Here is a 24084-nt window from a genome sequence, read left to right on the forward strand (position 1 = left end):
ACCTGCACACCGTTCGCGGGGACCGTTAGTGCGTTCGTATAATGATGGAATGGCTCTTACCCTGGCGGACCTGATCGCCATTGATTCCCTCGGTCTGCGTCCCGTCGGCTCGGCGTCCGGCCGGCCGGATGAGAGCATCCAGTGGGTGGCGGTCACCGAGCTGGCGAACCCGCAGCCCTTCCTCACCGGCGGCGAGGTCGTGCTCACCACCGGTGCCCGGCAGCGCACCGCCCCGGAGCAGCGTTCCTTCGTCCGCCAGGTCCAGCGGGCAGGGGCCCTGGCGATCGGTTTCGGCGTCGGCTTTGGCCACGACCAGGTGCCGCCGGCGCTGGTGGCCGAGGCCAACCGGTGGGGCCTGCCCGTGCTGAAGGTTCCCTATGAGACTCCGTTCATCGCGATCGGCAAGCTCGTGGCGGACGCGCTCTCGGCCGAACACTACGGCAAGCTCGAGCGGCTGCTGGCCGCCCACCAGGTGCTCGCCGGGTCGCTGCTCAAGTCCGGGGGCCTGCCGGCCCTGCTGTCGACGCTCGCGGAAATGCTCTCGGCGGATGTGGTGCTGACCCAGTTCAACAGCCAGCTTGCCGGGTCCAAGCCCGGGCTCAGCCCCGCAGCGGACGGGTGGACCCCCCACACGGTGGCCACCGGGCTGCGCGACAACTGCACGCTGTGGGTGCGGCGCCCGTTCGAGGACGGCGGGATCGTGCAGTACGCCACGAGCCTGGTCAGCGTGGAGCTCAGCAACCAGGTGCAGCGCCGGCGCTCCGAGCGTCGGCTGGCCGGTCAGGTGCTGCAGGACATCATTAGCGGATCGCTGACCGGCCAGGACGCGGCCGTGCGGCTCTCCGCCGTCGGAATCAACGCCGCGCACCGGCACACCGCCCTCATCGTTGAGGTGCCGGCAGGCCAGCTGCGGCTGCTCGGGATGCTCTCGGTGCCCGAAACACTGGCCGGCGCCGTGACCGCCGTCGTCGACAACCAGTTGGTGCTGATCCTGCGTGAGGAGGCAACGGCCGCCGCCGGGTTGGCGCGCGCGCTCTCGGCCCATCTGCGCGAGGCCGGCCTGACCGCCGCCGTCGGCGTGGGCGGCAGCTACCCGCAGGCCAAGGGACTGCGCTGGAGCTATTTCGAGGCGAAGGAAGCCGCCGCCCGCGGCCTGCCGGTGAACGAGCCGGAGCGGCTCTCGCTGACGTCGCTGCTGCTGGCCAGTGAGGACGTTTCGCTGGCGGACCTGGCGGCGGACTCGCTGCAGCCGCTGCTGAATTTCGATGCCGCGCACGGCGCCGAGCTGATGCAGACGCTGGAGGAGTACCTGAACCAGAACGGGTCCGTGGCCGCGGTAGCCGAGGCGATGAACCTGCACCGGAACACCGTCCGGTACCGGCTCTCGCAGATCGTGGAGATCACGGGCTACGACCCGGCCGTCACGGCGGACAGGGTACAGCTCTGGCTCGCCCTCGCCGTCCGCAAGCTCGGCTGACGCGCCCCGCGACCCGCTCGATGCTGCGCACGACGCTGCGCGCACCTGCGCGAACGGCCAGCAACGGCGGGCTCTTCCGCGCGGAGGCCGCCGCAACTGGCCGCTCGCCGGAACCGCGTCAGGCGGGTTTGCGGATGGAGACGATGTCGCCCTCCCGGTACAGCAGCGCCCGCAGCTCCGCTTCCGCCGAGTCCGGCCGCTTCGGGTCGATCGTCTCCCCCGCCGCGAAATGGTCCAGCAGCCGCGGGTCCACATAGCTCTTGCGCGCGATCGACGGCGTGTTGCCCAGCACCTCGGCCGCCTCCCGCATCGACTGGCTGATGGCCGCCTTGCGCGCTGACACCTTCTTCTGCGGGCCGCTGCGCGCCAGGCTCGATGCCGCTGCCACCGTGCCCCGCAGGGTCCGGAAGTCCTTGGCGGTGAAGTCCCCGCCGGTGCGCTCCTTGACATACTCGTTGATGTCCGCACTGGTCACCGGGTGCCAGCTGCGGCCTTCCTTGTAGGCGAGGAGCCGGGCGTTGCCCCCGCGGCGTTTGAGCGAGCGCACCAACGGCACGAGGTCCGCGTCCCGGATCACCGAATCCCAGGTCTTGCCGCTCTTGGCCGGGAAGCTGAGCTTGAGCACGTCCTTGTGGACCTTCACGTGCGCGCACAGCAGGGTCGCGAGGCCGTGGCTGCCGTTCTCGTTCGTATACCGCTCGGAGCCGACCCGCAGCGATCCGCTGTCCAGCATCCTGAACGCCGCCGCGAGGACCCTGTCACGGGAGAAACCGTCGCTGCGCAGGTCCATGGTCACGCGGCGCCGGGCAGCGGGAAGGGACTCGGCCAACTGCAGGGCGCGGTCAAACTTCACCCGGTCCTTCTGCTCCCGCCAGGTCGGGTGGTAGATGTACTGGCGGCGGCCGACGGCGTCGATCCCGGTGGCCTGGATGTGCCCGTTCTCGTAGGGCGCGATCCAGACGTCGGTCCACGCGGGCGGAATGCCGATGTGTTCAAGGCGCTCGCGCACCGGCCCCGGCGGCAGCGTGGACCCGTCCAGGTCGTTGTAGCTGAAGCCGGAGCCGGAAGGCACCCGCCGGTATCCGCGGCCCGAGGCGTTGCTGCGCCGAAGCCTCACGGAAGGATTCCTTGGTCCTGCTGCATTCCCATAACGGTAAGCCTACTGACTATCACGGGAATTTGCGCTCCCCCGGAGGATCAGACTTCGACGACGGCGCCCCGGGAAACGGCGACCATGTCCTCGCGCGGGACCACCTTCACTCGTTCGCGCGCCACCGGACCGGCCGCCGTCGCCGCCGCCCCGAGTTCTTTTTCGTGCGCGTCCAGTTCCAGCCAGCCCTCCCACGAGGTGTACTCGACCCCGCGGGACTCCAGCAGTTCGACGACGGCGCCCTCCTCGGGTGCGGCGGCCTGCGGCAGTCCCCCACGGTCCGCGAGCAGGTAGGTGACCGTTTCGAGGGCGTCGCCCTTGGTGTGCCCGATCAGGCCCACGGGCCCCCGCTTGATCCAGCCCGTGGCGTAGATCCCGGGAACCGGAGTGCCTGCGGCATCCAGCACGCGGCCGCCGGCGTTGGGGACGACGCCGCGCCGGTGGTCAAACTCGACGTCGGGCAGCGCCGAGCCGAAGTAGCCGACGGCCCGGTAGACGGCCTGCACCGGGTAGTCCAGGAAGTCGCCGGTGCCGCGGACATTGCCGGTGCCGTCCAGTTCGGTGCGCTCGAAGCGGATGCCGCTGACGCGTCCGTCCTCGCCGAGCACCTCGACGGGGTTGTGCAGGAAGTGCAGGTGCAGCCGGCGCGAAGCCCCGGTGGGCTCGTCGTCGGCGATCCAGTTGGTGAGGGTGCCCACCATGGTCTTGGTCTGGTTGTTCGACTGGATCTGCCGGTCCGACTCCTCATCGAACTCGAAATCCTCCGGATACAGCACAATGTCCACATCCTTCGAATGCGACAACTCCCGCAGCTCCAGCGGCGTGAACTTCACCTGCGCCGGACCCCGCCGCCCAAACACATGCACATCCGTCACGGGAGAGCTCTTCAACCCCTGATACACGTTCTCCGGGATCTCCGTCACCAGCAGGTCATCGGCATGCTTCGACAACACCCGGGCAACATCCAGCGCCACGTTGCCGTTGCCGATCACCGCCACCTCCTTCGCCTCCAGCGGCCACTCCCGCGGCACATCCGGATGCCCGTCATACCAGGACACGAAATCAGCCGCGCCAAAGGAACCCTCCAGCTCGATCCCGGGGATGTTCAGGTCCGCGTCCTTGATCGCCCCTGTCGCGAAGATCACGGCGTCGTAGTGGCGGCGCAGATCCCCGAGGGTCAGGTCCGTGCCGTAGTCGACGTTGCCGAAGAAGCGGATGTCGCCGCGGTCCAGCACCTTGTGCAGCGCGTTCACGATCCCCTTGATCCGCGGGTGGTCCGGCGCCACCCCGTAGCGGATCAGCCCGTACGGCGCCGGATAGCGGTCAAAGAGGTCGATGCTGACCTTCACGGCGCCGGAAGCGACCTCGTCGCTCTTGGTCAGGAGGTCGGCGGCATAGACGCCGGCGGGACCGGCTCCGATGACGGCGACCCGCAAGGCGCGGGCGTCGGCAGAATGTGACACGGCTGTGTTCCTTTCAAGGGTGTTCAAGTGCAGGTAGTGCTTGCTCACATGAGCTATTCGTAGTGCGGACTGAGCCGGACGACGTCGCCGACCACAATCACCGCAGGGGATTTCACGCCCACGGCCTCGGCTTTGGCGGCAATGGTGACCAGCGTTCCGGTGGTGACCCGCTGCCCCGGGCCGTAGCCGTCTTCGACGATACCGACCGGGCAGTCGGCGGGGCGACCGGCGGCCAGCAGCGCCGCGGCGGTGTCCCTGAGCCGGGAGACTCCCATCAGCAGGACCACCGTGTGGTCGGTCCCGGGCGGGACGGTGCCGATCTCCTCATGGCCGGTCAGCACGCTGAAACTCTTGGCGACTCCGCGGTGGGTGACGGGAATGCCTGCCGCGGCCGGGACGGAGACCGCTGAGGTCACGCCCGGCACGATCTCGACTGGCACCCCATGCGCCCGGCAGTGATCTGCTTCCTCGCCGCCGCGGCCGAGCACGTAGGGGTCGCCGCCCTTGAGCCGGACCACCCGGTTGCCGAGCAGGGCCTGCTCGACCAGGATCCGGTTGATCTCGTGCTGGGGCACCGGATGATGGCCGGGTGTCTTGCCGACCTCGATGATCTGCACCTCCGGCGCCAGCTCGTCGAGCAGGCCGCGCGGACCGAGCCGGTCGGCGACGACGACGTCCGCCTGGGCAAGCAGGCGGCGGCCGCGGGTGGTGATCAGTCCGGCGTCACCCGGCCCGCCGCCCACCAAGGCCACCGACCCGGGCTGGCCCGAACGGCGGTGCCGCCGGAGCGGAAGCTCACCGGAGTCCAGCTGGCTGGCGACGGCGTTGCGGATCGCGACCGCGCGGCGCGGGTCTCCTCCGGCGTTGACCGAAATCTGCACGCCGTCCGCCTCCGCAACGGCCGGGGTCCACACGCGCGAATTGCGGGAGTCCCCGCCCTTGGCGCACCAGACCCGGGCGGCATCGGCGTCGGCCGCAACCCGGGCGTCCACCTGCGGGCTGCCGGTCGCCGAGAAAGCAAGCCAGGCGTCCTCGAGGTCTCCGGCCGCGTAGTCGCGCACCAGCCAGGTGAGGCGCGCCGCCGCAGCAGCGTCCGCGATGTCTTCGCAGGCGAACGGTGCGACGACGACGACCTCGGCACCTGCCGCGAGCAGGGCGGCCACGCGCCGGGCGGCGACCGGTCCCCCGCCGACCACGACGGCGCGGCGGCCTTGAATGTTCAGGCCCAGGGGCAGCAGATTCACCGGGTACCTCCTGCCAGCAGGCCGCGGCCGGCGAGCAGCCGCCGCTCGACCGGGCCGAAAACGAGCAGTTCCACAAGGATGCCGACGGCGAGGATCAGCAGGATCGCCGACATGACGATGCCCATGTCCGCCAGTTCGCGGCCCTGCTGCAGCAGGGAACCGAGACCGAAGCCGAGCGATCCTCCCATCGCGATGATTTCCGCGGCCATCAGCGAGCGCCAGGAGAAGGCCCAGCCCTGCTTGAGGCCCGCGACATAGCCGGGAAGCGCGGCCGGCAGCACGATCCGGGTGGCCTGCTCCCAGCGGCTGGCGCCCAGGACCAGCCCCACGCGCCGGTACTGCGGCGGGATCTGGTCCACGCCGGCCACCAGGCCGTTCACAATCGACGGGATCGCGCCCATGAGCACGACGAAGTACACGGTCGCGTCGGTGAGGCCGAACCAGATGATGGCGGCGGGAACCCACGCGACCGAGGGCAGCACCTGAAGGCCGGAAATCAGCGGCCCGACGGCGGTGCGGACCGCCTTGACCTGGGCCAGCAGCAGCCCCACGGGGGTGCCGACGACGGCGGCGACGAGGAAGCCGAGCACGCCCCGCTGCAGGCTCGTCCACACGGCGGTCTGCACGGTCGCGTCGGCCCACAGTCCGCCCAAGGAAGCGAGGACATCCAGCGGGCCGGGCACCAGGTCCGCCCGCTTATGCCCCAGCGCCACATAGAACTGCCAAACAGCCAGCAGCACCACAACCATCAGCAGCGGCGGCACCGCCCGCCCCGCCAGCGCACGCAGGCCGGAACGGTGGGCTGAGGTGCTGGACTGGAGCGAATCCAATCCAGCTTCCAGCGAGCGTAAATCGGTGTCACTCGCCGTCGAAGCGGCGCCCGGGAAAGGCGGCTTTATTATTCCAAGGCCGTCCGCGGCCGCAGGAATATCGTTGCCGCCGGCCGGGCCCCGCGCAGCGGCACCGGGTTCAGCCGCGGTTGAAAGATTGGGTTTACGCTGCATGGCGCCGGATCTCCTCGCGCAGATGTTCCGTGATCTCGGCCGCCAGGTTCGCGACCTCGGGTGACTCGATGCGGCGCGGCCCGTCCACCACAACGGGCCACTCCGCCGCCACCCGCCCGGGACGGGAACTCAGCAGCACCACACGCTGCCCGAGCCTGACCGCTTCGCGCACGTTGTGGGTGATGAAGATGATGGTGCGGCCGGTTTCGCGCCACACCCGCTCGAGCTCATCGTGCAGCAGGTCGCGGGTAATGGCGTCCAACGCGGCGAACGGCTCATCCATCAGGAGTACCTCCTTGTCCTGGGCGAGGGCCCGCGCCAGCGCCACCCGCTGGCGCATGCCGCCGGACAGTTCGTGCGGGCGCTTCTCCGCGGCCTCGGCCAGGTGCACGAGGTCGAGCAGCTCCAGGGCCTTGGCGCGGCGCCGGGGACGGGCGACGCCACGGAGTTCCAGCGCGAGTTCCACATTGCCCCGGGCGCTCAACCACGGGAACAGGGCCGCGTCCTGGAACATCAGGGCGCTGCCGTCCGCGGGAACCGTCAGGAACCCGGCCGACGGCGCTTCCAGGCCCGCAATGATGTTCAGCAGCGTGGACTTGCCGCACCCGGAGGCACCCAGCACGCTCACGAACTCGCCTCTGGCGACCTTGAGGTTCAGGTCCTCGAGCACCACCGGTGCATCGTCCGCGAAGCGCTTGCCCAGGTGCTCGATCTCGACCGAGTACCGCACGGCGGGAAGGCCTGTCTGTGTATCCATGATCAGTCCTTACCGAGGCCGGAGGCGCTGACAGCGCTTTTCCCGGCGTCCTCAAGCACGGCGTTCAGGCTGGCCAGATCGAAGATGCCGGCCAGGTCAGCCTGCTGGGTGAGTCCCGCATCAACGCCGTCCTGGAGCAGCTTCTTCCAGGAACCGGCGAGCGGGTCGGAGGTGAAGGTGAGGTTTTTCAGGGCGCGGCGCAGCACATCCCCGGGCAGCGGCGTGCCGGCCGCCTTCTCGAGGGCGGCGTTGATCACCGAAGTTTCCTTTGCGACGTCGGCAGCGTTGTCGGTGAGCCAGGAAACGGCGGCCACATGGCCCTTCAAGAGCGCCTTGACCGTGTCGGGGTACTTGGCCAGGAAGTCTTTGTTGACGATCAGGATCGTCGTCGTGAACTGGCCCTTGTCCCACAGGCTCTTCTCATCGACAAGCACCTTGGCCCCGGCCTGGAGCACCAGCCGCGAGGCCCACGGCTCGGGCAGCCAGGCGCCGTCGAGCTTGCCGTCCTGGAAGAGCTTGAGCGTCTGGGCGTTCCCGGTCGGGTTGACCGTCACGTCCCCGCCGCCGGTGGTGGCAGCCTTCAGACCCTGTTTGGCCAGCCAGCTGCGCAGCGCGACGTCCTGGGTTCCGCCGAGCTGCGGGCTCGCGAGAACCTTTCCCTTGAGGTCCGCTGCAGTGTTGATGCCCGGTTTGACCACCAGCTGTGCACCGCCGGAGGCCGCCCCGGCGATCACCCGGATCGAGTTGCCCTTGCTTTTCACGAACGAGTTGATGGCCGGGTTCGGCCCGAGATAGGCGGCATCGATCGCACCCGCGTTGAGGGCCTCCACTGCCGCCGGGCCGGCGTTGAACACCTGGGTGCTCAGTCTGGTGCTGCCAAGTTCTTTGGCGAAGAGGCCCTGCTGCAGCCCGACCAGGGCGGGAGCGTGCGTCACGTTCCCGAAGTAACCCAGGCGCAGCTCGGGTGCCGCACCTGCCGGGGCGGCCGCCTGTGCTTCGGAGCCGTGGCTGGCGGAGTTGAGCGCTACGGCACCTCCGCCGATGAGTGCCCCGGCGACAGCGACGGCAGCGCCGGCAATGAACGCGCGCCGCCGCGGGAACGCGGGGCTGCCGACGGGGGCGTGAATGGTCTTGCGTCCCGGCTGGGCGGGAGGAATGTGGTCTGGCACGATGAGCGTCCTTGTCAGTGCGTCGGAAGGTGGCGGGTATGACGCGCGGGCGTCAGGACCGCCGACATCGCCGCTGCTGCGGGGCCTCTGTCCACGTCATGGGAACCATGCCTCGTCAGCGCACCAGACCGGCCGCGAGGGTGTTCCCGTCGGCCGCGTCGACCACCAGGAAGGCACCGGTGCGGCGGTGCGAGGCGTAGGCCTCGGCGGGCAGCTCCGCGGCCAGGCGGATCTCGACGTCGCCAATATCGTTCAGCTCCAGGCCGGGCGCGGCCTGCAGCGTGAAGCTGTCCAGGTCCAGCTTGCCCGTGACGGAACGCACGAGGCCTTGCACGGTCCGGGTGCCGTGCTTGATCAGCACCTTGGCGCCCTCACGCAACGGCTTCGGCGAGAGCCAGCACAGGGACGCGGCCAGGTCCCGGGTGGGCTCGCCGGCAGTGCCCGCCGCCGCGATGAGGTCGCCGCGGGCGATGTCGATCTCGTCAGCAAGCCGCAGCGCAACCGACTGCGGCGCGAAGGCCTCGTGCAGCTGGGTGCCGGCGAAGTCGATGCCGGTGACCGTCGTCGAGCGGCCCGACGGCAGCACGACGACCTCGTCCCCCACCCTGACGGTTCCTGAAGCGAGCTGGCCGGCGTAGGCCCGGTAGTCGCGGAACGCGCCGGCGTCGACGCCCGGAGCGAGCGCGCCCTGCGGCCGCAGCACCAGCTGGACCGGCAGCCGGAACGGTTCAAGGCCCGTTTCGATCTCGTCGGTAGCGGGCAGGGTTTCGAGGACCTCGAGCAGCGCCGGGCCGTAGTACCACGGGGTGCGCGCGGAGCGGTCCACCACATTGTCGCCGTCGAGGGCGGACACGGGCACGACCGTGACGTCCCCGACCCCAAGTTCCAAGGCGGCCCGCAGCACGTCGGTTTCCACCGCGCGGAAGACGTCCTCGCTGAAGCCGACCAGGTCGATCTTGTTCACGGCGACGACGACGTGCGGCACGCGCAGCAGGTGCGCCACCGAGAGGTGCCGCCGGGTCTGCTCGAGCACACCCTTGCGGGCGTCGATCAGCAGCACGACCGCGTCCGCGGTGGAGGCACCGGTGACGGTGTTCTTCGTGTACTGCACGTGGCCGGGGCAGTCCGCCAGGATGAAGGACCGGCGGTCGGTGGCGAAGTAGCGGTAGGCGACGTCAATGGTGATGCCCTGCTCCCGCTCGGCGCGAAGACCGTCCGTCAAAAGCGCGAGGTCGATTTTCGTCGTTCCGTCGGAGGCGCCGCCGAAGCCGCGTTCCTGCGAGGTGCGGGTGACGGCGTCGAGCTGGTCGGCAAGGATGGCCTTGGAGTCGTGCAGCAGGCGGCCGACCAGGGTGGATTTGCCGTCGTCGACGGATCCGGCGGTGGCGAAGCGGAACAGGGTTCCCTCCTCGAGGAGGGGAACGGCCTGGACGGCCGGGGTTGCGGGGGCTGTGGTCGTTGTCATTTAGAAGTAGCCGTCTTTCTTTCGGTCTTCCATGGCAGCTTCGGAAATCCGGTCATCGGCCCGGGTGGCGCCGCGTTCGGTCAGCGTGGAGGCGGCAACTTCCCGGACGACGTCCTGGACCGTTGCTGCGTCGGAGAGGACCGCCCCGGTGCAGGACATGTCCCCCACGGTGCGGTAGCGGACGGTCCTGACGGTCACGCGCTCGGTGTCCCGCGGCTGCGAGTGCTCCCCGATGGCCCGCCACATGCCGTCGCGCTGGAAGACTTCGCGTTGGTGGGCATAGTAGATGCCGGGCAGCTCGATTCGCTCGCGTTCGATGTAGCGCCAGATATCCAGCTCGGTCCAGTTGCTGATCGGGAAGGCGCGCACGTGCTGGCCAACGGTATGGCGGCCGTTGTAGAGGTTCCACAGCTCCGGGCGCTGGTTGCGGGGGTCCCACTGGCCGAACTCGTCGCGCAGGGACAGGATGCGTTCCTTGGCGCGCGCCTTGTCCTCGTCCCGCCGGCCTCCGCCGAACACGGCGTCAAACCTGTTGTCCGCGATGGCGTCCAGCAGCGGCAGGGTCTGCAGCGGGTTCCGGGTGCCGTCGGCCCGCTCGTGCAGGCGGCCGTCGTCGAGGTAGTCCTGGACGCTGGCGACGACGAGGCGCACACCGAGGCGTTCCACGGTGCGGTCCCGGAAGGCGAGGACCTCCGGGAAATTGTGCCCGGTGTCCACGTGCAGCACAGGGAACGGGACCTTGCCCGGCCAGAAGGCCTTGGTGGCCAGGTGCAGCATCACGACGGAGTCCTTGCCGCCGGAGAAGAGCAACGCAGGGCGCTCGAACTCGGCGGCTACCTCGCGGATGATATGGATGGCTTCGGATTCAAGGGTGTCCAGCTGGGCAAGGCGCTGCGTTGCGCCTTGCCGGCGCTCCGCTACCTCCTCACGGCGCTTAGACACGCCCGAAAAAAGCGCTCGGGCGCGATGCGCGCCTTCCGAGGAGGCAGCTTCGCGCGCAGTCTGCGCTTCCGCTTGTGCTTCGGTGCTCATGTGTGGATTCCGCATTCTGTCTTGGTGAGCCCGGCCCAGCGGCCGGAACGGGGGTCTTCGCCGGGGGCGACGGGTTTGGTGCAGGGCGCGCAGCCGATGGACGGGTAGCCCTGGGACATGAGCGGGTTGACCGGGATCAGGTGCTCGTCCGCGTAATCGACGAGCTGGTCCAGGGTCCAGGCCGCGAGCGGGTTGACCTTGACCAGGCGGTGCGCATGATCCCAGCTGACCAACGGGGTATTGGTGCGGGTGGGCGCCTCCTCGCGGCGCACCCCTGTGAACCAGACCTCGTACCCGGACAGGGCCTTCTTCAGCGGGTCCATCTTCCTCAGCGCGCAGCACCGGGCCGGGTCACGGCCGAAGAGGTTTTCGCCAAAGGCGGCATCCTGCTCGGCGACGGTCTGCTCCGGGAGCACGTCGACAATGTTCACCCGCAGGTTCTCCGCGACCTCGCGCCTGGTGTCGTGCGTTTGAGCGAAGTGGTAGCCGGTCTCCAGGAACAGCACGTCGACGCCGGGCAGCTGGGCCGCGACCAGGGCCGGCAGCACCGCGTCGGCCATCGAGCAGGCCACGGCAACCTGGGACAGGTCGAAGTTCCGAGCCACCCACCCGATCACCGCCTCCGCATCGGCCTCGCCGGCAGTGGGGGTGGAGCCCACAATCGAGCCCAGCTCCCCAACCCCCGCAGCCACCAGCGCCTTGAGTTCCTCCTCGGACCGCCGGTCGAGGGTGACCCCTTCGAAAGGCGCGCATCCCGGCCGAGCGCTTTTGTCGGCCGTGTCTAAGCGCCGTGAAGGGATCCCCTCGGCCGCGCCAGCGGCATCGGGAACGGAGACGGTGCCGGCTTCCGGGGGTCGGTGGGCATCTATGGGCGGGAAGCCGGCACCGGCTCCGGCGGTCGCACGGACGCCGACCTCCGGCGCGCTCACTGCAGCACTCCCTCGTCGGCCCGGTGCGCCCACTCCGCGAACGACTCCTCGCCGTTGCGGTCCGCCAGGAACTGCCGCACCACGCGCTCGACGTAGTCCGGCAGGTCCTCGGCCGTGACCTTCAGGCCGCGGACGGTCCGGCCGGTGCCTGCCTCGGAGCGGGTGTCCGAGGCCAGACCGCCGCCGAGGTGGACCTGGAAGCCGGGGGTCTGGCCGCCGTTGCCGTCGGGCAGCAGCTGGCCCTTGAGGCCGATGTCGGCGGTCTGGATGCGGGCGCAGGAGTTCGGGCAGCCGTTGATGTGCAGCGAGATCGGCTGCGGCAGGTCGATGCCGTCCAGCCGCTTCTCCAGCGCGTCGATGGCCCGCTCTGCGGTGTCCTTGGTGTCCACGATGGCGAGCTTGCAGTACTCGAGGCCCGTGCAGGCGATGGTGGAGCGGCGGAAGGGGCTCGGCTTGGCAGAGAGACCCAGCCCGTCGAGGGCGGCGACCAGGCTGTCCACCCGGTCCTGCTCGACGTCGAGCACCACGAATTTCTGGTGCGGAGTTGTCCGCACCCGCTGCGAACCGTGCGCCTCGACGACGTCGGCGAACTTCAGCAGCCGCTCGCCCGACATCCGGCCCACCGTCGGGGCGACGCCGACGAAGAACCTGCCGTCCTTCTGCCGGTGGATGCCCACGTGGTCCCCGGGCGTCGTCGGCTTCGGGGCGGCCGGCCCGTCCGGCAAGGGCGACTGCAGGTATTCGGTCTCAAGGATTTCGCGGAACTTTTCCGCACCCCAGTCAGCGACCAGGTACTTCAACCGGGCGCGGTTGCGCAGCCGGCGGTAGCCGTAGTCGCGGAAGATGCTGGTCACGCCGGCCCAGACCTCGGCGGCCCGGGAGGGCTCAACGAAGGCGCCCAGGCGGACCGCCAGGTGCGCGGAGGTGGAGAGGCCGCCTCCCACCCACAGGTCGTAGCCGGCCCCGAGTTCGGGGTGGACGACGCCCACGAGGGCGATGTCGTTGATCTCGTGGACCACGTCCTGGCTGGGGTGGCCGGTGATGGCCGTCTTGTACTTGCGCGGAAGGTTGGCGAACTCCGGGTCGCCGATGTAACGGTCGGCGATCTCGCGCACGGCCGGCGTGGGGTCGATGATCTCGTCGGCGGCGATTCCGGCTACCGGGGAACCGAGGATGACGCGCGGCACGTCGCCGCAGGCCTCGGTGGTGTGCAGCCCGACGGCCTCCAGACGCCGCCAGATTTCCGGCACGTTCTCGATCTGAACCCAGTGCAGCTGGATGTTCTGCCGGTCGGTGACGTCCGCGCTGCCCCGCGCGAAGTCCCGGGAGATGCCGCCAATGACACGCAGCTGTTCGGTGGTCAGGGCGCCGCCGTCGATGCGGACGCGCATCATGAAGTAGCGGTCTTCAAGCTCGTGAGGTTCGAGGGTGGCGGTCTTCCCGCCGTCGATTCCGGGTTTGCGCTGCGTGTAGAGGCCCCACCAGCGGAAGCGTCCGTGCAGGTCGGTCCCGTCGATGCTGTCGAAGCCGCCCTTGGCGTAGATGGTTTCGATTCGCTCGCGGACGCTGAGCCCGCCGTCCTCCTGCTTCCACGCCTCGTTCGCGTTCAGCGGGGTGGTTCCGTCCACCTTCCACTGGCCGTTGGGCTTGGTCGACGGGCGTGCGGGACGGGCGGCTTTGGTGCCTGCGGCACCGCCGGCTCCGGTCGCTCCGGCTAGAGCAGTCTGAGTCATGCACTCGACTGTAGGGGCGGCCTCAGGGCGTCATCAAAGGTTCTGACACATCAGTTCACCGGGGGAAATATTTCGTCACGGCGGGTCAAAACCGCGGAAAAGCGGCTACCCGGCGGCCTTCGCCAGCGCCTCGTCGAAGCGGTCCAGCGCGATCCTGGCCAGCGATTCGTCCGGCAGCAGCGGCTGTGTCACGAGGTCGGCTCCGGCCTTGAGGAGCTGGCTGTGGAAGTACCCTGGCGCCAGCAGGTAGGAAGCGATCACAACGCGCGGTGCGCCCTCTTTCCGGAGCACTGCCACCGCCGAGGGGACGTCGGGCTCGGCACTGGCGCCGTAGGCCGCAAGGATGCGGTTGGCGCGCAGCTCCGCGAGCATCCCGGCCAGCTGCTGCACATCGCGCGCGGCGTGCGGGTCCGACGATCCTGCCGCCGCGAGCACGACGGCGTCCTCCGGCGCAGCGCCGGCCTCGGCGAGCCGGCGGTCCAGCAGGGCTGCCAGGCGCCGGTCCGGGCCCAGCGGCGCGGCGGCCGTGATGCCTTCCCGGGACCGCACGGCCCGCGCAATGTCCACCCGCACGTGGTACCCGACGGACAGCAGCAGGGGAACGACGACGGCATGCCGGCCCTGTTCCACCCCGGCCACCACCTCGGGCACCTGGGGGTGCTGGACGTCAACGAAGGTCTCGCGCACGTCCAGGCCCGGCCGCAGCTGCCGGATTTGTTCGGCGAGTGCGCTGACGGCGGCCTGCCCTGCCCGGTCGGCGGTCCCGTGTGAACAGGCGATCAGGACGGGTGAGTCTGAGGTGGCCATGGCCAGAGCGTACACGCCGCCCGGGCGGGGCCGTAACGTTGGTGGGGCGACAGCAGCGGACAGCGCCCCCGGCACGAGGACGGAACATGGACACCTACAACCACATCTCATTGGCGCTTGACCTGCTCGGCACATTCTTCTTTGCCGTCTCCGGTTGCCTGCTCGCCGCGCGCAAGGGCTTCGACATCGTCGGATCGCTGCTTTTGGGGTCGCTGGTGGGCCTGGGCGGCGGGGTGGTGCGGGACCTGATCATCAACAACGGCGTGCCGAATGCCTTCAGCAACCCGGCCTACCTGCTGCCGCCCCTGCTGGCGGCGGCGCTGGTGTTCTTCCTCTCCAGCTCGGTGGCGCGGTTCAGCCGGCTGCTGCTGGTCTTTGACGCCGGCGGACTGGCCCTGTTCTGCCTCACCGGAACGCAGAAAGCCCTCGGCGCCGGTTTGAACCCCGTCGCGGCCGCGCTGCTCGGCGTCACGACGGCGGTTGGCGGCGGCCTGCTCCGCGACGTCACCGCCAACGAGGTCCCCCGGCTGTTCGACCCGCGCGACGTCTACGCGGTGCCGGCCTTCGCCGGGGCGGCGCTGACGGCCCTGCTCTGGCAGGCGGGACTGCTGAGCCTTGTCACCGGCGTCGGCGTCGCCGTCGTCGTCTTCGCGTTCCGCCTTGCGGCCCTTAAGTTCGGCTGGCACGTTCCCCTGGCCGTGCGCGGGCGGCACCGGGACCGGCTCGGGCCCAACTAGGATTTCCTTCGGGACCCGTTTTCGTCGACCAGGAGCCGCAATGACCGAGATCTATCTGGAAAAATTCCGCGCCCTGGTGCCCAAGTACCTGGACCGGCCGTGGCGGGAAGAAGACGGGCTGGCGGCAGGCGACCTGGACCGCATGCTCGCGGAGCACGACTTCACGATCCCGCTGGTGATGCGGGAGTTCTATCTCGCCGTGGGCGGCTGCGCGGACCTGATGGAGGCATACAACTACTTCTGGGATCCGGACGAGCTGGAAGTGGAAGACGGCTACCTGATGTTCCTCGAGGACGGCGACGAGTCGGTGACCTGGGGCCTCGATGCCGCCCAGCTGGAGCTGCCGGACCCTATCGTGTTCTCCCGCGACAACGAGGACGGCGAATGGGAGAGCGAGGAGGGGACCTTCAGCGAGTTCGTGCTCGACATGTTCCAGTGGGTCTTCTACGGCGAGGACGAGGAATAGTCCCCTTCCCCGGCGCGAGCCCGGCGCGAAAGGCCAGTTGCGGCGGCTTCCACGCAGGATAAGCCGCCGCAACTGGCCGTTCGCGCATCAGTTTTCGCGCGGGTCTACGCCTCGCGGCTGACGACCGCCTGAGCGAAGCTGGTCAGCGCCTGCTTGACGACGCCTTCGGGCAGCGGTTCGAGCGCAGCGATGGCTTCGTCTGCCCATTGCCGGGCGACGGCCCACGCCTCGGCCGTTGCCGGGTGCGCCCGCAGCGCGGCCACGGCCTCGGCCAGCGCGGCGTCGCTGGAAAGGTCCCCGTCCACCAGCCGGAGCACCTCAGCCGCGGAGGCATCGCCCGCGGCGGCCTTGCGGCGCAGCAGCAGCACAGGCAGGGTCGGCACACCCTCGCGCAGGTCCGTCCCGGGCGATTTGCCGGAAACCTTCTTCAGGCCGGTGACGTCGATGACGTCGTCGGCGAGCTGGAAGGCCACACCCACCTTCTCCCCGTACACAACCATCGTCTGCTGCAGCGCGCGGTCCGCCCCGGCGAAGATTGCACCGAGCTGCCCGGACGCGGCGACCAGCGAGCCCGTCTTGTCCGCGATCACGGACAGGTAGTGCTCCAGCGGGTCCTCGTCCTCGCGGGGACCGACCGTCTCGTGCAGCTGACCGAGGCAGAGCCGTTCGAAGGTGCGGGCCTGGATGCCGAGGGCCTCGCCGCCGAGCTCCGAGGTCAGCAGCGACGCGCGGGCAAAGAGCAGGTCGCCGGTCAGGATCGCCACGCTGTTGCCCCACACCTCGTGGGCGGTGGGGGCTCCCCGTCGGAAGGGCGCCGAGTCCATCACGTCGTCGTGGTAGAGCGTGGCCAGGTGGGTGAGTTCGACGACGACGGCGGCCTGGACGACCTCGGAGCGGCCCGGGTCCCCCAGGTGGGAGGCGAGAATGGTCAGCAGCGGCCGGATCCTCTTGCCGCCGGCCTCGACCAGATGCCGGCTGGTGGCGTCGGCGAGCGGGTCCGAGTTGGAGATGGCTTCGCGCAGCTGCTTTTCCACCCGGGCCAGCGAGGTCGAGACGGCCGGGCCGAGCTCGGCGTCCGCCGCGATCAGGGCGAACCCGGCAGGCAGCCGCATTCCGGTGGCGATGGCGCTGGTCGACGTGTCCGTGAAGCCGGACTCGGGGTTGCCATGGCCGGCGTTCGTCCAGCCGGGCGTTGCGGGATTAGTCACTTGAGTAACACTAACGTTCGAGGGCGCGTGTGCGCCCGGGTCCGGAATTGGAAGTAGCGGGGGCAAGCTTTTCCAACAGCGCAATCACTCTATCCTCAAAGCCCTTCTCCTGTTGATCCGTCAGGTTGGCGAGCATCCGCACCACGAAGCGCATCAGCGGCGGCACGGGCATCCCGGTGCGCAGCGCCAGCTTCATCACCTGCGGTCTGCCGATGAGCTGCGCGAACACCCGGCCCAGCGTGAAGTGGCTCCCCCACTGCTCCCGGATGTGCCCCGCGTAGTCGCCCGGACGCCCCGCTTCGATGAGTTCGGCAGCGTAGCGGGCGGACTCCATGGCGTAGGAGATGCCCTCGCCGTTGAACGGGCTGACCATGCCGCCGGCGTCGCCGAGCAGGAGCAGTCCCGGGGAGTAATGCGGCGTGCGGTTGAAGCCCATCGGCAGGGCGGCCCCGCGGATTTCCCCCACCTGGTTCTCCGGCACGTAACCCCACTCCGGGGGCATGGCCGCAGTCCAGTCACGCAGCACCTGCTTGTAGTCCAGCTTCCCGAACGCCTTGGAGGAGTTCAGGATGCCCAGGCCCACGTTGGAAGTGCCGTCGCCGACGCCGAAGATCCAGCCGTAGCCCGGCAGCGGGCGGCCGCTGGCATCGGGCAGCTCCAGCCAGCCCTCCATCCAGTCGTCCTCGTGGCGCGGGCTGGTGAAGTAGGTGCGCACGGCCACGCCGAGGGGACGGTCGTCGCGCTTCTGGAATCCCCGCGACACCGCCGTCCGGGTGGAGTTGCCGTCCGCGGCGAGCACCAGGTCGGCGCTGAAGTCTTTCGTTTCGCCGGTCCTGCGGCCGGCCTCGTCCAGCAGGTTGGCGCGCACTCCGGTCACCGTTCCGGCGTCGTCCGTGATCGCCGTCGTGACTGCGTGGCCCTCGAGCAGTTCAGCGCCCGCTGCCGCAGCATGCCGGGCGAGTGCCTCGTCAAAGCCCAGCCGGGTGCGGACCAGGCCGTAGTCGGGGAACGTCGACAGCTCCGGCCACGGGACCTCGACAGTCCGGCCGCCGGCGATCAGGCGCAGGCCCTTATTGCGGCGCCAGCCCTCGGCCTCCTCGTGCGGCAGGCCCAGCAGCTGCATTTCGCGCACCGCGCGGGGCGTCAGCCCGTCACCGCACACCTTCTCGCGGGGGAACCTCGTCTTCTCGAGGACGGTGACCTCGGCGCCCGACCGGGCCAGGTAATACGCGGCGGTGGACCCGGCGGGCCCGGCGCCGACTATCAGGACCTTCATCACACCGTCACGGGGCGGAGGGCTTGTAGGCGCGGTGCACGGCCACGATGCCGCCATTGAGGTTCCGGTAGGCCACGTCCTGCCAGCCGGCATCCTTGATCCAGGTGGCGAGCTCGTCCTGGTCCGGCCAGGCGCGGATGGATTCGGCCAGGTAGACGTAGGCATCCGGGTTCGAGGACACCTTGGTCGCGATGGCGGGCAGCGCCCGCATCAGGTACTCCGTGTACATGGTCCGCCACAACGGGATGGTCGGCTGGGAGAATTCGGCGATGACGATCCGGCCGCCGGGCTTGGCCACGCGGAACATCTCCTCAAGGGCCTTGCGCGGTTCATGCACGTTGCGCAGCCCGAAGGAGATGGTGACGGCGTCGAAGGACTCGTCCGCGAAGGGCAGGTTGGTGGCATCCCCTGCAATGAAATCGATGTCCGGGCGGCGGCGCTTGCCTACCTTGAGCATCCCCAGCGAGAAATCACAGGCGACGACGTCGATCCCGGCGTCTGCGTACGGCTCACTGGAAGTGCCGGTGCCGGCAGCCAGGTCGAGCACGCGCTGACCGGGGCGGGCGGCCACCGCATCCACGACGATCCGCCGCCAGCGGCGGGTCTGGCCCATGGAGAGAACATCGTTGACGACGTCGTACTTCGGTGCGACATCGTCAAACATCGTGGCTACTTCGTCGGGACGCTTATCCAAGGATGCTCGGTTCACCCGTTCATTCTCTCAAACATTGCGGCCGGCCCGTCACCGCCGCTTGCGCACCGGCCCCGGCGGCGCCCGGATGCGGGCCCCTGGATGGCAGAGAGTAATCTGGTAAGCACCATGACCCCGCAGCTCCGCACCCTCACCGTGCCCTTTGACGAAGCCTCCACCCTGACGGGGCTGCTGGATTACCTGGTCCGCGACGACGTGCTGTGCTGGACCCGCCGGGAGGCCGGGCTGATCGGTTTCGGGGAGCTCGAGAGGTTCACCACGTCGGGGCCGGAGCGGTTTGCCGAGGCCGAAGCCTGGTGGAACTCCGTCGCCGCGGCCGCCGTCGTCGACGACCGGGTGCAGCGCCCGGGCACCGGTCCGATGGCCTTCGGCTCGTTCGCCTTCTCGAAGGTCTCCGAGCACCTCTCGCGCCTGATCATCCCCGAGATTGTCGTCGGCTCGCACGCGGGCCAGGGTTTCCTCACCCAGCTGACTCTGGACCCCGAAGCCGAGCTCACCGCCGAGAGTGCGGAGATCCGCCTGGCGGCGTGGATCGAGGACGCGGCGGAACAATCCCGCACGGTTGGCGCTGAGCCGCAGGGCGCGCCCCGTGGCGCCACCACTCTGAGCACCGGTGCCCTGACCGAGGAACAGTGGATGGACGCGGTCGCCGAGGGGGTCCGCGCGATCGGGCGCGGCCAGCTGGACAAGCTGGTGCTCGCCCGGGATGTCATCGCCGAGCTCGCCGAACCGGTGCGCATCTCGGACATCCTGCGTGAACTGGCCGTGCGCTACCGCGAGTGCTGGACCTACGCCGTGGATGGTCTGGTCGGGTCCACCCCGGAAATGCTGATCAAGGTCGAGGGCGGCACCGCCCAGGCCCGCGTCCTGGCCGGCACACTGGACCGCTCCGGCGCGCCCGAGGACGGCGAGGCCTACGCCCGCCAGCTGCTGGGCGGCTCGGACAAACAGCGCCTGGAGCACGAGATCGCCGTGCAGTCGCTGACCCGTCAGCTGCGCTCCTTCACGGAGGAAATGACGTCCCCGAGTGAGCCGTTCATCCTGGAGCTGCCCAATGTGTGGCACCTGGCCTCGGACGTGAAGGCCGAGCTCACCCCGCAGGACGGCAAGTTTCCCACCTCGCTCTCGCTGGTGGAGGCCCTGCATCCCACGGCAGCAGTCTGCGGGACCCCGCGCGAGGTGGCCGGGGCGCTGATCCGCGGGCTGGAACGGATGGACCGCGGTCCGTACGCGGGGCCCGTCGGCTGGCTCGATGCTGCCGGCAACGGCGAATGGGGCATCGCGCTGCGCGGCGCCGTCGTCGAAGATCCACAGCGGGTGCGCCTCTTCGCGGGCTGCGGCATCGTGGAGGCTTCCCAGCCCAAGGCCGAGCTGGCCGAGACCTGGGCGAAGTTCCGCCCCATGCTTGAGGCCCTCGGGATCCGGGGTTAGAGACAAAGCTCCGAATAAGGCCTTGATTTCCGTCCGACGAGGTTGTCTACTAGGAAAACATTGTGTCCTGTGATGCAAGTCTCAGCCGACGCTAGAATTAACCCCGGGTATTTTCCTGTTCGCCGCTAACAAAAGGTAACAACATGCACTTGTCAGCAAGATTGTCCGCCAAGGCTGCCGCAGTTCTGGCCGTCGGGGCCCTCGCCCTCACCGGCTGCACGAACGCTTCCAGCACGGCTGGTGCACCAGCGGGCGGACCTTCCGGCGGCGCCAGCTTCGACCCGGGTTCGGTCTCCAAGGACGACGCGCTGGCCGCGATGGTCCCCGCAGCCATCAAGTCCAAGGGAACCCTCACCGTCGGCGCGGACACCAGCTACGCCCCGGCGGAGTTCCTCGGCGGTTCTGACGGGCAGACCCCCGTGGGCTACGACGTCGACCTTGCCAAGGCGATCGGCGCGACCCTGGGCCTGAAGGTGGAGGTCAAGACCGCCGAGTTCACCGGCATCCTCCCGGCGCTCGGCCCGAAGTACGACCTGGGCATCTCCTCCTTCACGATCAACCCGGAACGCCTGAAGGCCGTGAACATGGTGAGCTACTTCAACGCCGGCACCGCGTGGGCCGTGCAGAAGGGCAACCCGAAGAAGATCAGCATCGACGACATCTGCGGCAAGAACATCGGCGTGCAGACCGGCACGGTCCAGGAGGACCCGGACCTGTCCGGCCGCAACAAGAAGTGCGTCGCCGCCGGCAAGCCCGCGATCAACGTGGTGTCGCTGAAGAACCAGACCGACGTCACCACCCGCCTGGTCAACGGCAGCATCGACGCCATGGCGGCGGATTCGCCCATCATCGGCTACGCGCTCAAGCAGACCAACGGCCAGCTCGAGAAGCTCGGCGCCGTGTACGACGCCGCGCCCGAGGGCATCGCCGTCGCCAAGAGCGACACGGCACTGGCTGACCTGATGCAGAAGGTGATCACCAAGCTGATCTCCGACGGCAGCTACAAGAAGATCCTTGAGTCCTGGAACAACGCCGACGGCGCGATCGAGAAGTCCGAGGTCAACCCGAAGGTGACGAGTTGAGCAGCGCCACCACCGGCCGCACCACCACTTCCGAGGCCGGCAACAACCGGCCCGAACTGATCAAGGCCGTTCCGGTCCGCCACCCCGGGCGCTGGGTGAGCGGCGTCATCATCGTCCTGATCGCGGTCGCCGTGCTGCAGAGCATGTTCACCAACCCGAACTTCCGGTGGGACATCGTGGCCACCTACATCATGGACACCCTCGTGGTGCAGGGTGTGGGCTGGACGCTGCTGCTCACGGTGCTGTCCATGGTGCTGGCGATCGTGCTCGCCGTCCTGCTGGCGTTCATGCGCCAGTCGGACAACCCGATCCTGCGCTGGTCAAGCTGGTTCTGGGTGTGGATCTTCCGCGGCACCCCGGTGTACACGCAGCTGATCTTCTGGGGCCTGATCTCCGTGCTGTACCCGAAGATCGCGGCCGGCATCCCGGCAGGGCCCGAGCTGTTCAGCTTTGACACCAAGGACCTGATCAACGCCGGCGTGGCGGCCGTCCTGGGCCTGGGCCTGAACGAGTCCGCCTACCTGGCGGAAATCTTCCGCGCCGGGCTGAAGTCCGTGGACAAAGGCCAGGTCGAGGCGGCCGAGGCACTCGGGATGCGCAAGTCCAAGATCATGTGGCGGATCGTGCTGCCCCAGGCCATGCGCGTGATCGTGCCGCCGACGGGCAACGAGACGATCGGCATGCTCAAGACCACCTCGCTGGTGCTTGCGGTCCCCTTCACCCTGGACCTGACCTTCGTGACCAACAGCCTGGCGAACCGGACCTACCTGCCGATCCCGCTGCTGCTGGTGGCCGCGATCTGGTACCTGGTCATCACCTCGGTCCTGATGGTCGGCCAGCACTACATCGAGAAGTACTACGGCAAGGGCGTGGACAACCTCTCCCCCGCCCCGGTCAAGGCCCCCACACTCAAGGCCCCGGCCCGACTCCAAGGGGAGGATGCAGAATGAGCGTCGAAACCGCAGAACCCCTGGTCCGTTTCGAGGGCGTGCACAAGTTCTTTGGCGAGAACCATGTGCTGCGCGGCATCGACATGACGGTCCGCCGCGGCGAAGTCTCGGTCGTCATCGGCCCGTCGGGGTCCGGAAAGTCGACCCTGCTGCGCTGCGTGAACCTGCTGGAGACGATCAGTGCCGGCCGGATCTACGTCGGCGACGAGCTGATCGGCTACCGCGAGGTGAACGGCCGCCTGCACGACCTGAACGTCAAGCAGATCGCGGCCCAGCGGCGGGAGATCGGGATGGTCTTCCAGAAGTTCAACCTGTTCGGGCACAAGACGGCCCTGCAGAACGTGATGGAAGCCCCGGTCCAGGTCAAGGGCAAGTCCAAGGCGGAGGCCAAGGCCCGCGCCCTGGAGCTGCTGGACCGGGTCGGCCTCGCCGACCGCGCGGACTTCTATCCCGCCCAGCTCTCCGGCGGCCAGCAGCAGCGCGTCGCCATTGCCCGCGCGCTGGCCATGGACCCCGAGCTGATGCTCTTCGATGAGCCGACGTCGGCGCTCGACCCGGAACTGGTCGGTGACGTGCTCAACGTCATGAAGGACCTGGCCAAGACCGGCATGACGATGATCGTCGTGACCCACGAGATCGGCTTCGCCCGCGAGGTCGGTGACACGCTGACGTTCATGGACGCCGGCGTCGTCGTCGAAAGCGGCGACCCCCGCGAGGTCATCGCCAACCCGCAGCACGGTCGCACGAAGGAGTTCCTCTCCAAGGTGCTCTGATCCTGCGCCAGGCACTCTTGATCAAGCGCCGGCACACCTATGACGCGGTTTCCCGTCTGCGACACGCTTTATCGCGCGTCATGGACGGGAAACCGCGTCATTTCTGCTTCCGGGACTGAATCCGGGTCGGCCGCAGACCAGCTGCCGCCAGCACCTCCGCCAGCGCGGCCGGACTGCGGACATCCGACCAGGTCCACCGCACGACCCGCAGACCCAAGGCGCGGATCCGGTCTTCCCGGACCTTCTCGGCAAGGACAACCTGCTCGACGCTCCGGCCGGAGCGCAGGGTGTCCTGCGTGTACTTGGCCGCGCCGTCGAACTCTCCGACCAGCCCCTGCTCTTTCCAGAAGAAGTCGAGGCGCGCCGTTGTTCCGCCGCGCAACAGGAGCTGATGCTGCAGCTCCGGCGCGGGGAATCCCGCCAGATAGGCGTACGCCCGGCTCACCGATTCGCCTGCGGATTCGGCCAGAGGGCTGCTGAACTCGAAGACGGCGAGAGCACGACGGATCTTGGCCGCGCTTGGCAGGGTCCGCGCAGCGGAAAGCAGCTCTTCCAGCTCCAGGGGCTCCCCCTGAACGGCCGCATCCTCACGCCTCGCCGCGTCGGCCACGGCCACCGCCCAAGCGAAGGGCAGCGTAACAGCGAGGTCGAGCACCGTCTGGAGCTTACTGGTGACGGCACAACCCTCAAGCTCCGCCGCTCCCCCCAAATCTTCACGCAGCAGGTGGCGCCGGATGCCGCCCCGGGAGCGGCCGCCGGCCTCGAAAGTTGTGACGGCATGGATGGCGCGCGGCAGACGGTACCGAGGCAGTCCCCAGAGGACTGCCGCCGACTCGCGGCAGAAGGTCGGCCGCGACGTCGCGGACCGCGCGGTCGCGATGAGTCGCCACCGGTGCTGCTCCCAGGATTCCAGCCGGTTCCACGCGTCGCTGGGCGCGTAGGCTCCCCTGGTCACACGGACCAGCCGGCCCGCCGCCGCTTCGCGGGCCAGCTTCCGTGAATCCTGGCCGGCCGCCTCCAGGTCGCGGTTCAAAATGAGCTGCATGGCTATCACTGGGGGATCATCTCGGGTCTTCGGCGCGGAAGGCGAGTCAAGAGAACCGGGTGTGGACAAGCCTGTGCAGCCCCGGCCCACTTAGGACGCGGTTTCCCGTCTGCGACACGCCTTATCGCGCGTCATGGACGGGAAACCGCGTCATTTCTGTTTGGGCCCGAACCG

The 24084-nt window shown here is 69.0% G+C and carries 22 protein-coding genes; 7 read left to right on the forward strand and 15 right to left on the reverse strand.

Annotated features, from left to right (window positions below):
• Positions 1–49 precede the first annotated feature (49 nt).
• Complete coding sequence (locus tag KIH31_RS01270) at positions 50–1477, forward strand: PucR family transcriptional regulator (protein WP_214425251.1); 1428 nt, start codon at positions 50–52, stop codon at positions 1475–1477.
• Between the two features lie 118 nt (positions 1478–1595).
• On the opposite strand, the gene KIH31_RS01275 is transcribed toward KIH31_RS01270, so the two are convergent.
• The 11 genes from KIH31_RS01275 to KIH31_RS01325 all read right to left on the reverse strand — a co-directional run bounded on the left by KIH31_RS01275 (position 1596) and on the right by KIH31_RS01325 (position 14230).
• Positions 1596–2594, reverse strand: coding sequence for a DNA topoisomerase IB (locus KIH31_RS01275; protein WP_214425252.1), 999 nt, complete (start codon positions 2592–2594; stop codon positions 1596–1598).
• 80 nt (positions 2595–2674) lie between these two features.
• Complete coding sequence (locus tag KIH31_RS01280) at positions 2675–4090, reverse strand: FAD-dependent oxidoreductase (RefSeq protein ID WP_307857495.1); 1416 nt, start codon at positions 4088–4090, stop codon at positions 2675–2677.
• A gap of 53 nt (positions 4091–4143) precedes the next feature.
• Positions 4144–5334, reverse strand: coding sequence for a uroporphyrinogen-III C-methyltransferase (gene cobA / locus KIH31_RS01285; RefSeq protein ID WP_214425253.1), 1191 nt, complete (start codon positions 5332–5334; stop codon positions 4144–4146).
• Positions 5331–6164: an ABC transporter permease gene (locus KIH31_RS01290; RefSeq protein ID WP_374224832.1), complete on the reverse strand. Its 834-nt coding sequence runs from the start codon at positions 6162–6164 to the stop codon at positions 5331–5333. Before KIH31_RS01290 ends, cobA begins: the two co-directional genes overlap by 4 nt.
• 163 nt (positions 6165–6327) lie before the next feature.
• Complete coding sequence (locus KIH31_RS01295) at positions 6328–7095, reverse strand: ABC transporter ATP-binding protein (RefSeq protein WP_214425255.1); 768 nt, start codon at positions 7093–7095, stop codon at positions 6328–6330.
• A 2-nt stretch (positions 7096–7097) separates the two neighbouring features.
• Positions 7098–8264, reverse strand: coding sequence for an ABC transporter substrate-binding protein (locus KIH31_RS01300; RefSeq protein WP_374224833.1), 1167 nt, complete (start codon positions 8262–8264; stop codon positions 7098–7100).
• Between the two features lie 115 nt (positions 8265–8379).
• Entirely contained in the window at positions 8380–9729 is a 1350-nt protein-coding gene (locus KIH31_RS01305) for a sulfate adenylyltransferase subunit 1 (RefSeq protein ID WP_214425256.1), read from the reverse strand.
• Positions 9730–10761 (reverse strand): sulfate adenylyltransferase subunit CysD, encoded by a 1032-nt coding sequence (cysD, locus tag KIH31_RS01310; protein WP_214425257.1) that lies wholly within the window; start codon positions 10759–10761, stop codon positions 9730–9732. It abuts the gene before it with no gap.
• Positions 10758–11456 carry a phosphoadenylyl-sulfate reductase gene (locus tag KIH31_RS01315; protein ID WP_250545401.1) on the reverse strand — a complete coding sequence of 233 codons (699 nt, stop codon included), beginning with the start codon at positions 11454–11456 and terminating at the stop codon, positions 10758–10760. The genes cysD and KIH31_RS01315 overlap by 4 nt, the downstream gene beginning before the upstream one ends.
• Before the next feature lie 230 nt (positions 11457–11686).
• A complete protein-coding gene (locus tag KIH31_RS01320; protein ID WP_214425258.1) occupies positions 11687–13423 on the reverse strand; it encodes a nitrite/sulfite reductase in 1737 nt (578 codons plus the stop codon).
• Between the two features lie 105 nt (positions 13424–13528).
• A complete protein-coding gene (locus KIH31_RS01325; RefSeq protein ID WP_214425259.1) occupies positions 13529–14230 on the reverse strand; it encodes a sirohydrochlorin chelatase in 702 nt (233 codons plus the stop codon).
• A gap of 86 nt (positions 14231–14316) precedes the next feature.
• Here KIH31_RS01325 and KIH31_RS01330 point away from each other — a divergent pair, with 86 nt between their 5' ends.
• A complete protein-coding gene (locus KIH31_RS01330; RefSeq protein WP_214425260.1) occupies positions 14317–14967 on the forward strand; it encodes a trimeric intracellular cation channel family protein in 651 nt (216 codons plus the stop codon).
• A 40-nt stretch (positions 14968–15007) separates the two neighbouring features.
• Complete coding sequence (locus KIH31_RS01335) at positions 15008–15433, forward strand: hypothetical protein (RefSeq protein ID WP_214425261.1); 426 nt, start codon at positions 15008–15010, stop codon at positions 15431–15433.
• Between the two features lie 104 nt (positions 15434–15537).
• Here the strand turns inward: KIH31_RS01335 and KIH31_RS01340 are convergent, their stop codons facing one another.
• From KIH31_RS01340 to KIH31_RS01350, 3 genes are read right to left on the reverse strand one after another with little or no spacing between them, the layout of a single operon-like run.
• Positions 15538–16641, reverse strand: coding sequence for a polyprenyl synthetase family protein (locus KIH31_RS01340; protein ID WP_214425262.1), 1104 nt, complete (start codon positions 16639–16641; stop codon positions 15538–15540).
• Between the two features lie 10 nt (positions 16642–16651).
• Complete coding sequence (locus KIH31_RS01345) at positions 16652–17917, reverse strand: geranylgeranyl reductase family protein (RefSeq protein WP_214425263.1); 1266 nt, start codon at positions 17915–17917, stop codon at positions 16652–16654.
• Between the two features lie 7 nt (positions 17918–17924).
• The gene (locus KIH31_RS01350; RefSeq protein WP_214425264.1) at positions 17925–18626 is read right to left on the reverse strand and encodes a demethylmenaquinone methyltransferase; all 702 of its coding nucleotides are present in this window, start codon (positions 18624–18626) and stop codon (positions 17925–17927) included.
• Positions 18627–18737: 111 nt separating this feature from the next.
• Between KIH31_RS01350 and KIH31_RS01355 the strand changes: the two genes are divergently transcribed.
• The 4 genes from KIH31_RS01355 (at position 18738) to KIH31_RS01370 (ending at position 22865) form a co-directional block, all read left to right on the forward strand.
• The gene (locus tag KIH31_RS01355; RefSeq protein WP_214425265.1) at positions 18738–20060 is read left to right on the forward strand and encodes an isochorismate synthase MenF; all 1323 of its coding nucleotides are present in this window, start codon (positions 18738–18740) and stop codon (positions 20058–20060) included.
• A 143-nt stretch (positions 20061–20203) separates the two neighbouring features.
• Positions 20204–21142 carry an ABC transporter substrate-binding protein gene (locus KIH31_RS01360; RefSeq protein ID WP_214425266.1) on the forward strand — a complete coding sequence of 313 codons (939 nt, stop codon included), beginning with the start codon at positions 20204–20206 and terminating at the stop codon, positions 21140–21142.
• Entirely contained in the window at positions 21139–22092 is a 954-nt protein-coding gene (locus tag KIH31_RS01365) for an amino acid ABC transporter permease (protein ID WP_214425267.1), read from the forward strand. Before KIH31_RS01360 ends, KIH31_RS01365 begins: the two co-directional genes overlap by 4 nt.
• On the forward strand, positions 22089–22865 hold the full coding sequence (locus KIH31_RS01370) for an amino acid ABC transporter ATP-binding protein (RefSeq protein ID WP_250545335.1): 777 nt from the start codon (positions 22089–22091) through the stop codon (positions 22863–22865). Before KIH31_RS01365 ends, KIH31_RS01370 begins: the two co-directional genes overlap by 4 nt.
• Before the next feature lie 97 nt (positions 22866–22962).
• Here the strand turns inward: KIH31_RS01370 and KIH31_RS01375 are convergent, their stop codons facing one another.
• Positions 22963–23919, reverse strand: a complete 957-nt coding sequence (locus KIH31_RS01375) for a hypothetical protein (protein WP_214425268.1) — start codon at positions 23917–23919, stop codon at positions 22963–22965.
• Positions 23920–24084 lie beyond the last annotated feature (165 nt).

Source organism: Paenarthrobacter sp. DKR-5 (genome assembly GCF_018531425.1).
GTDB lineage: Bacteria > Actinomycetota > Actinomycetes > Actinomycetales > Micrococcaceae > DKR-5.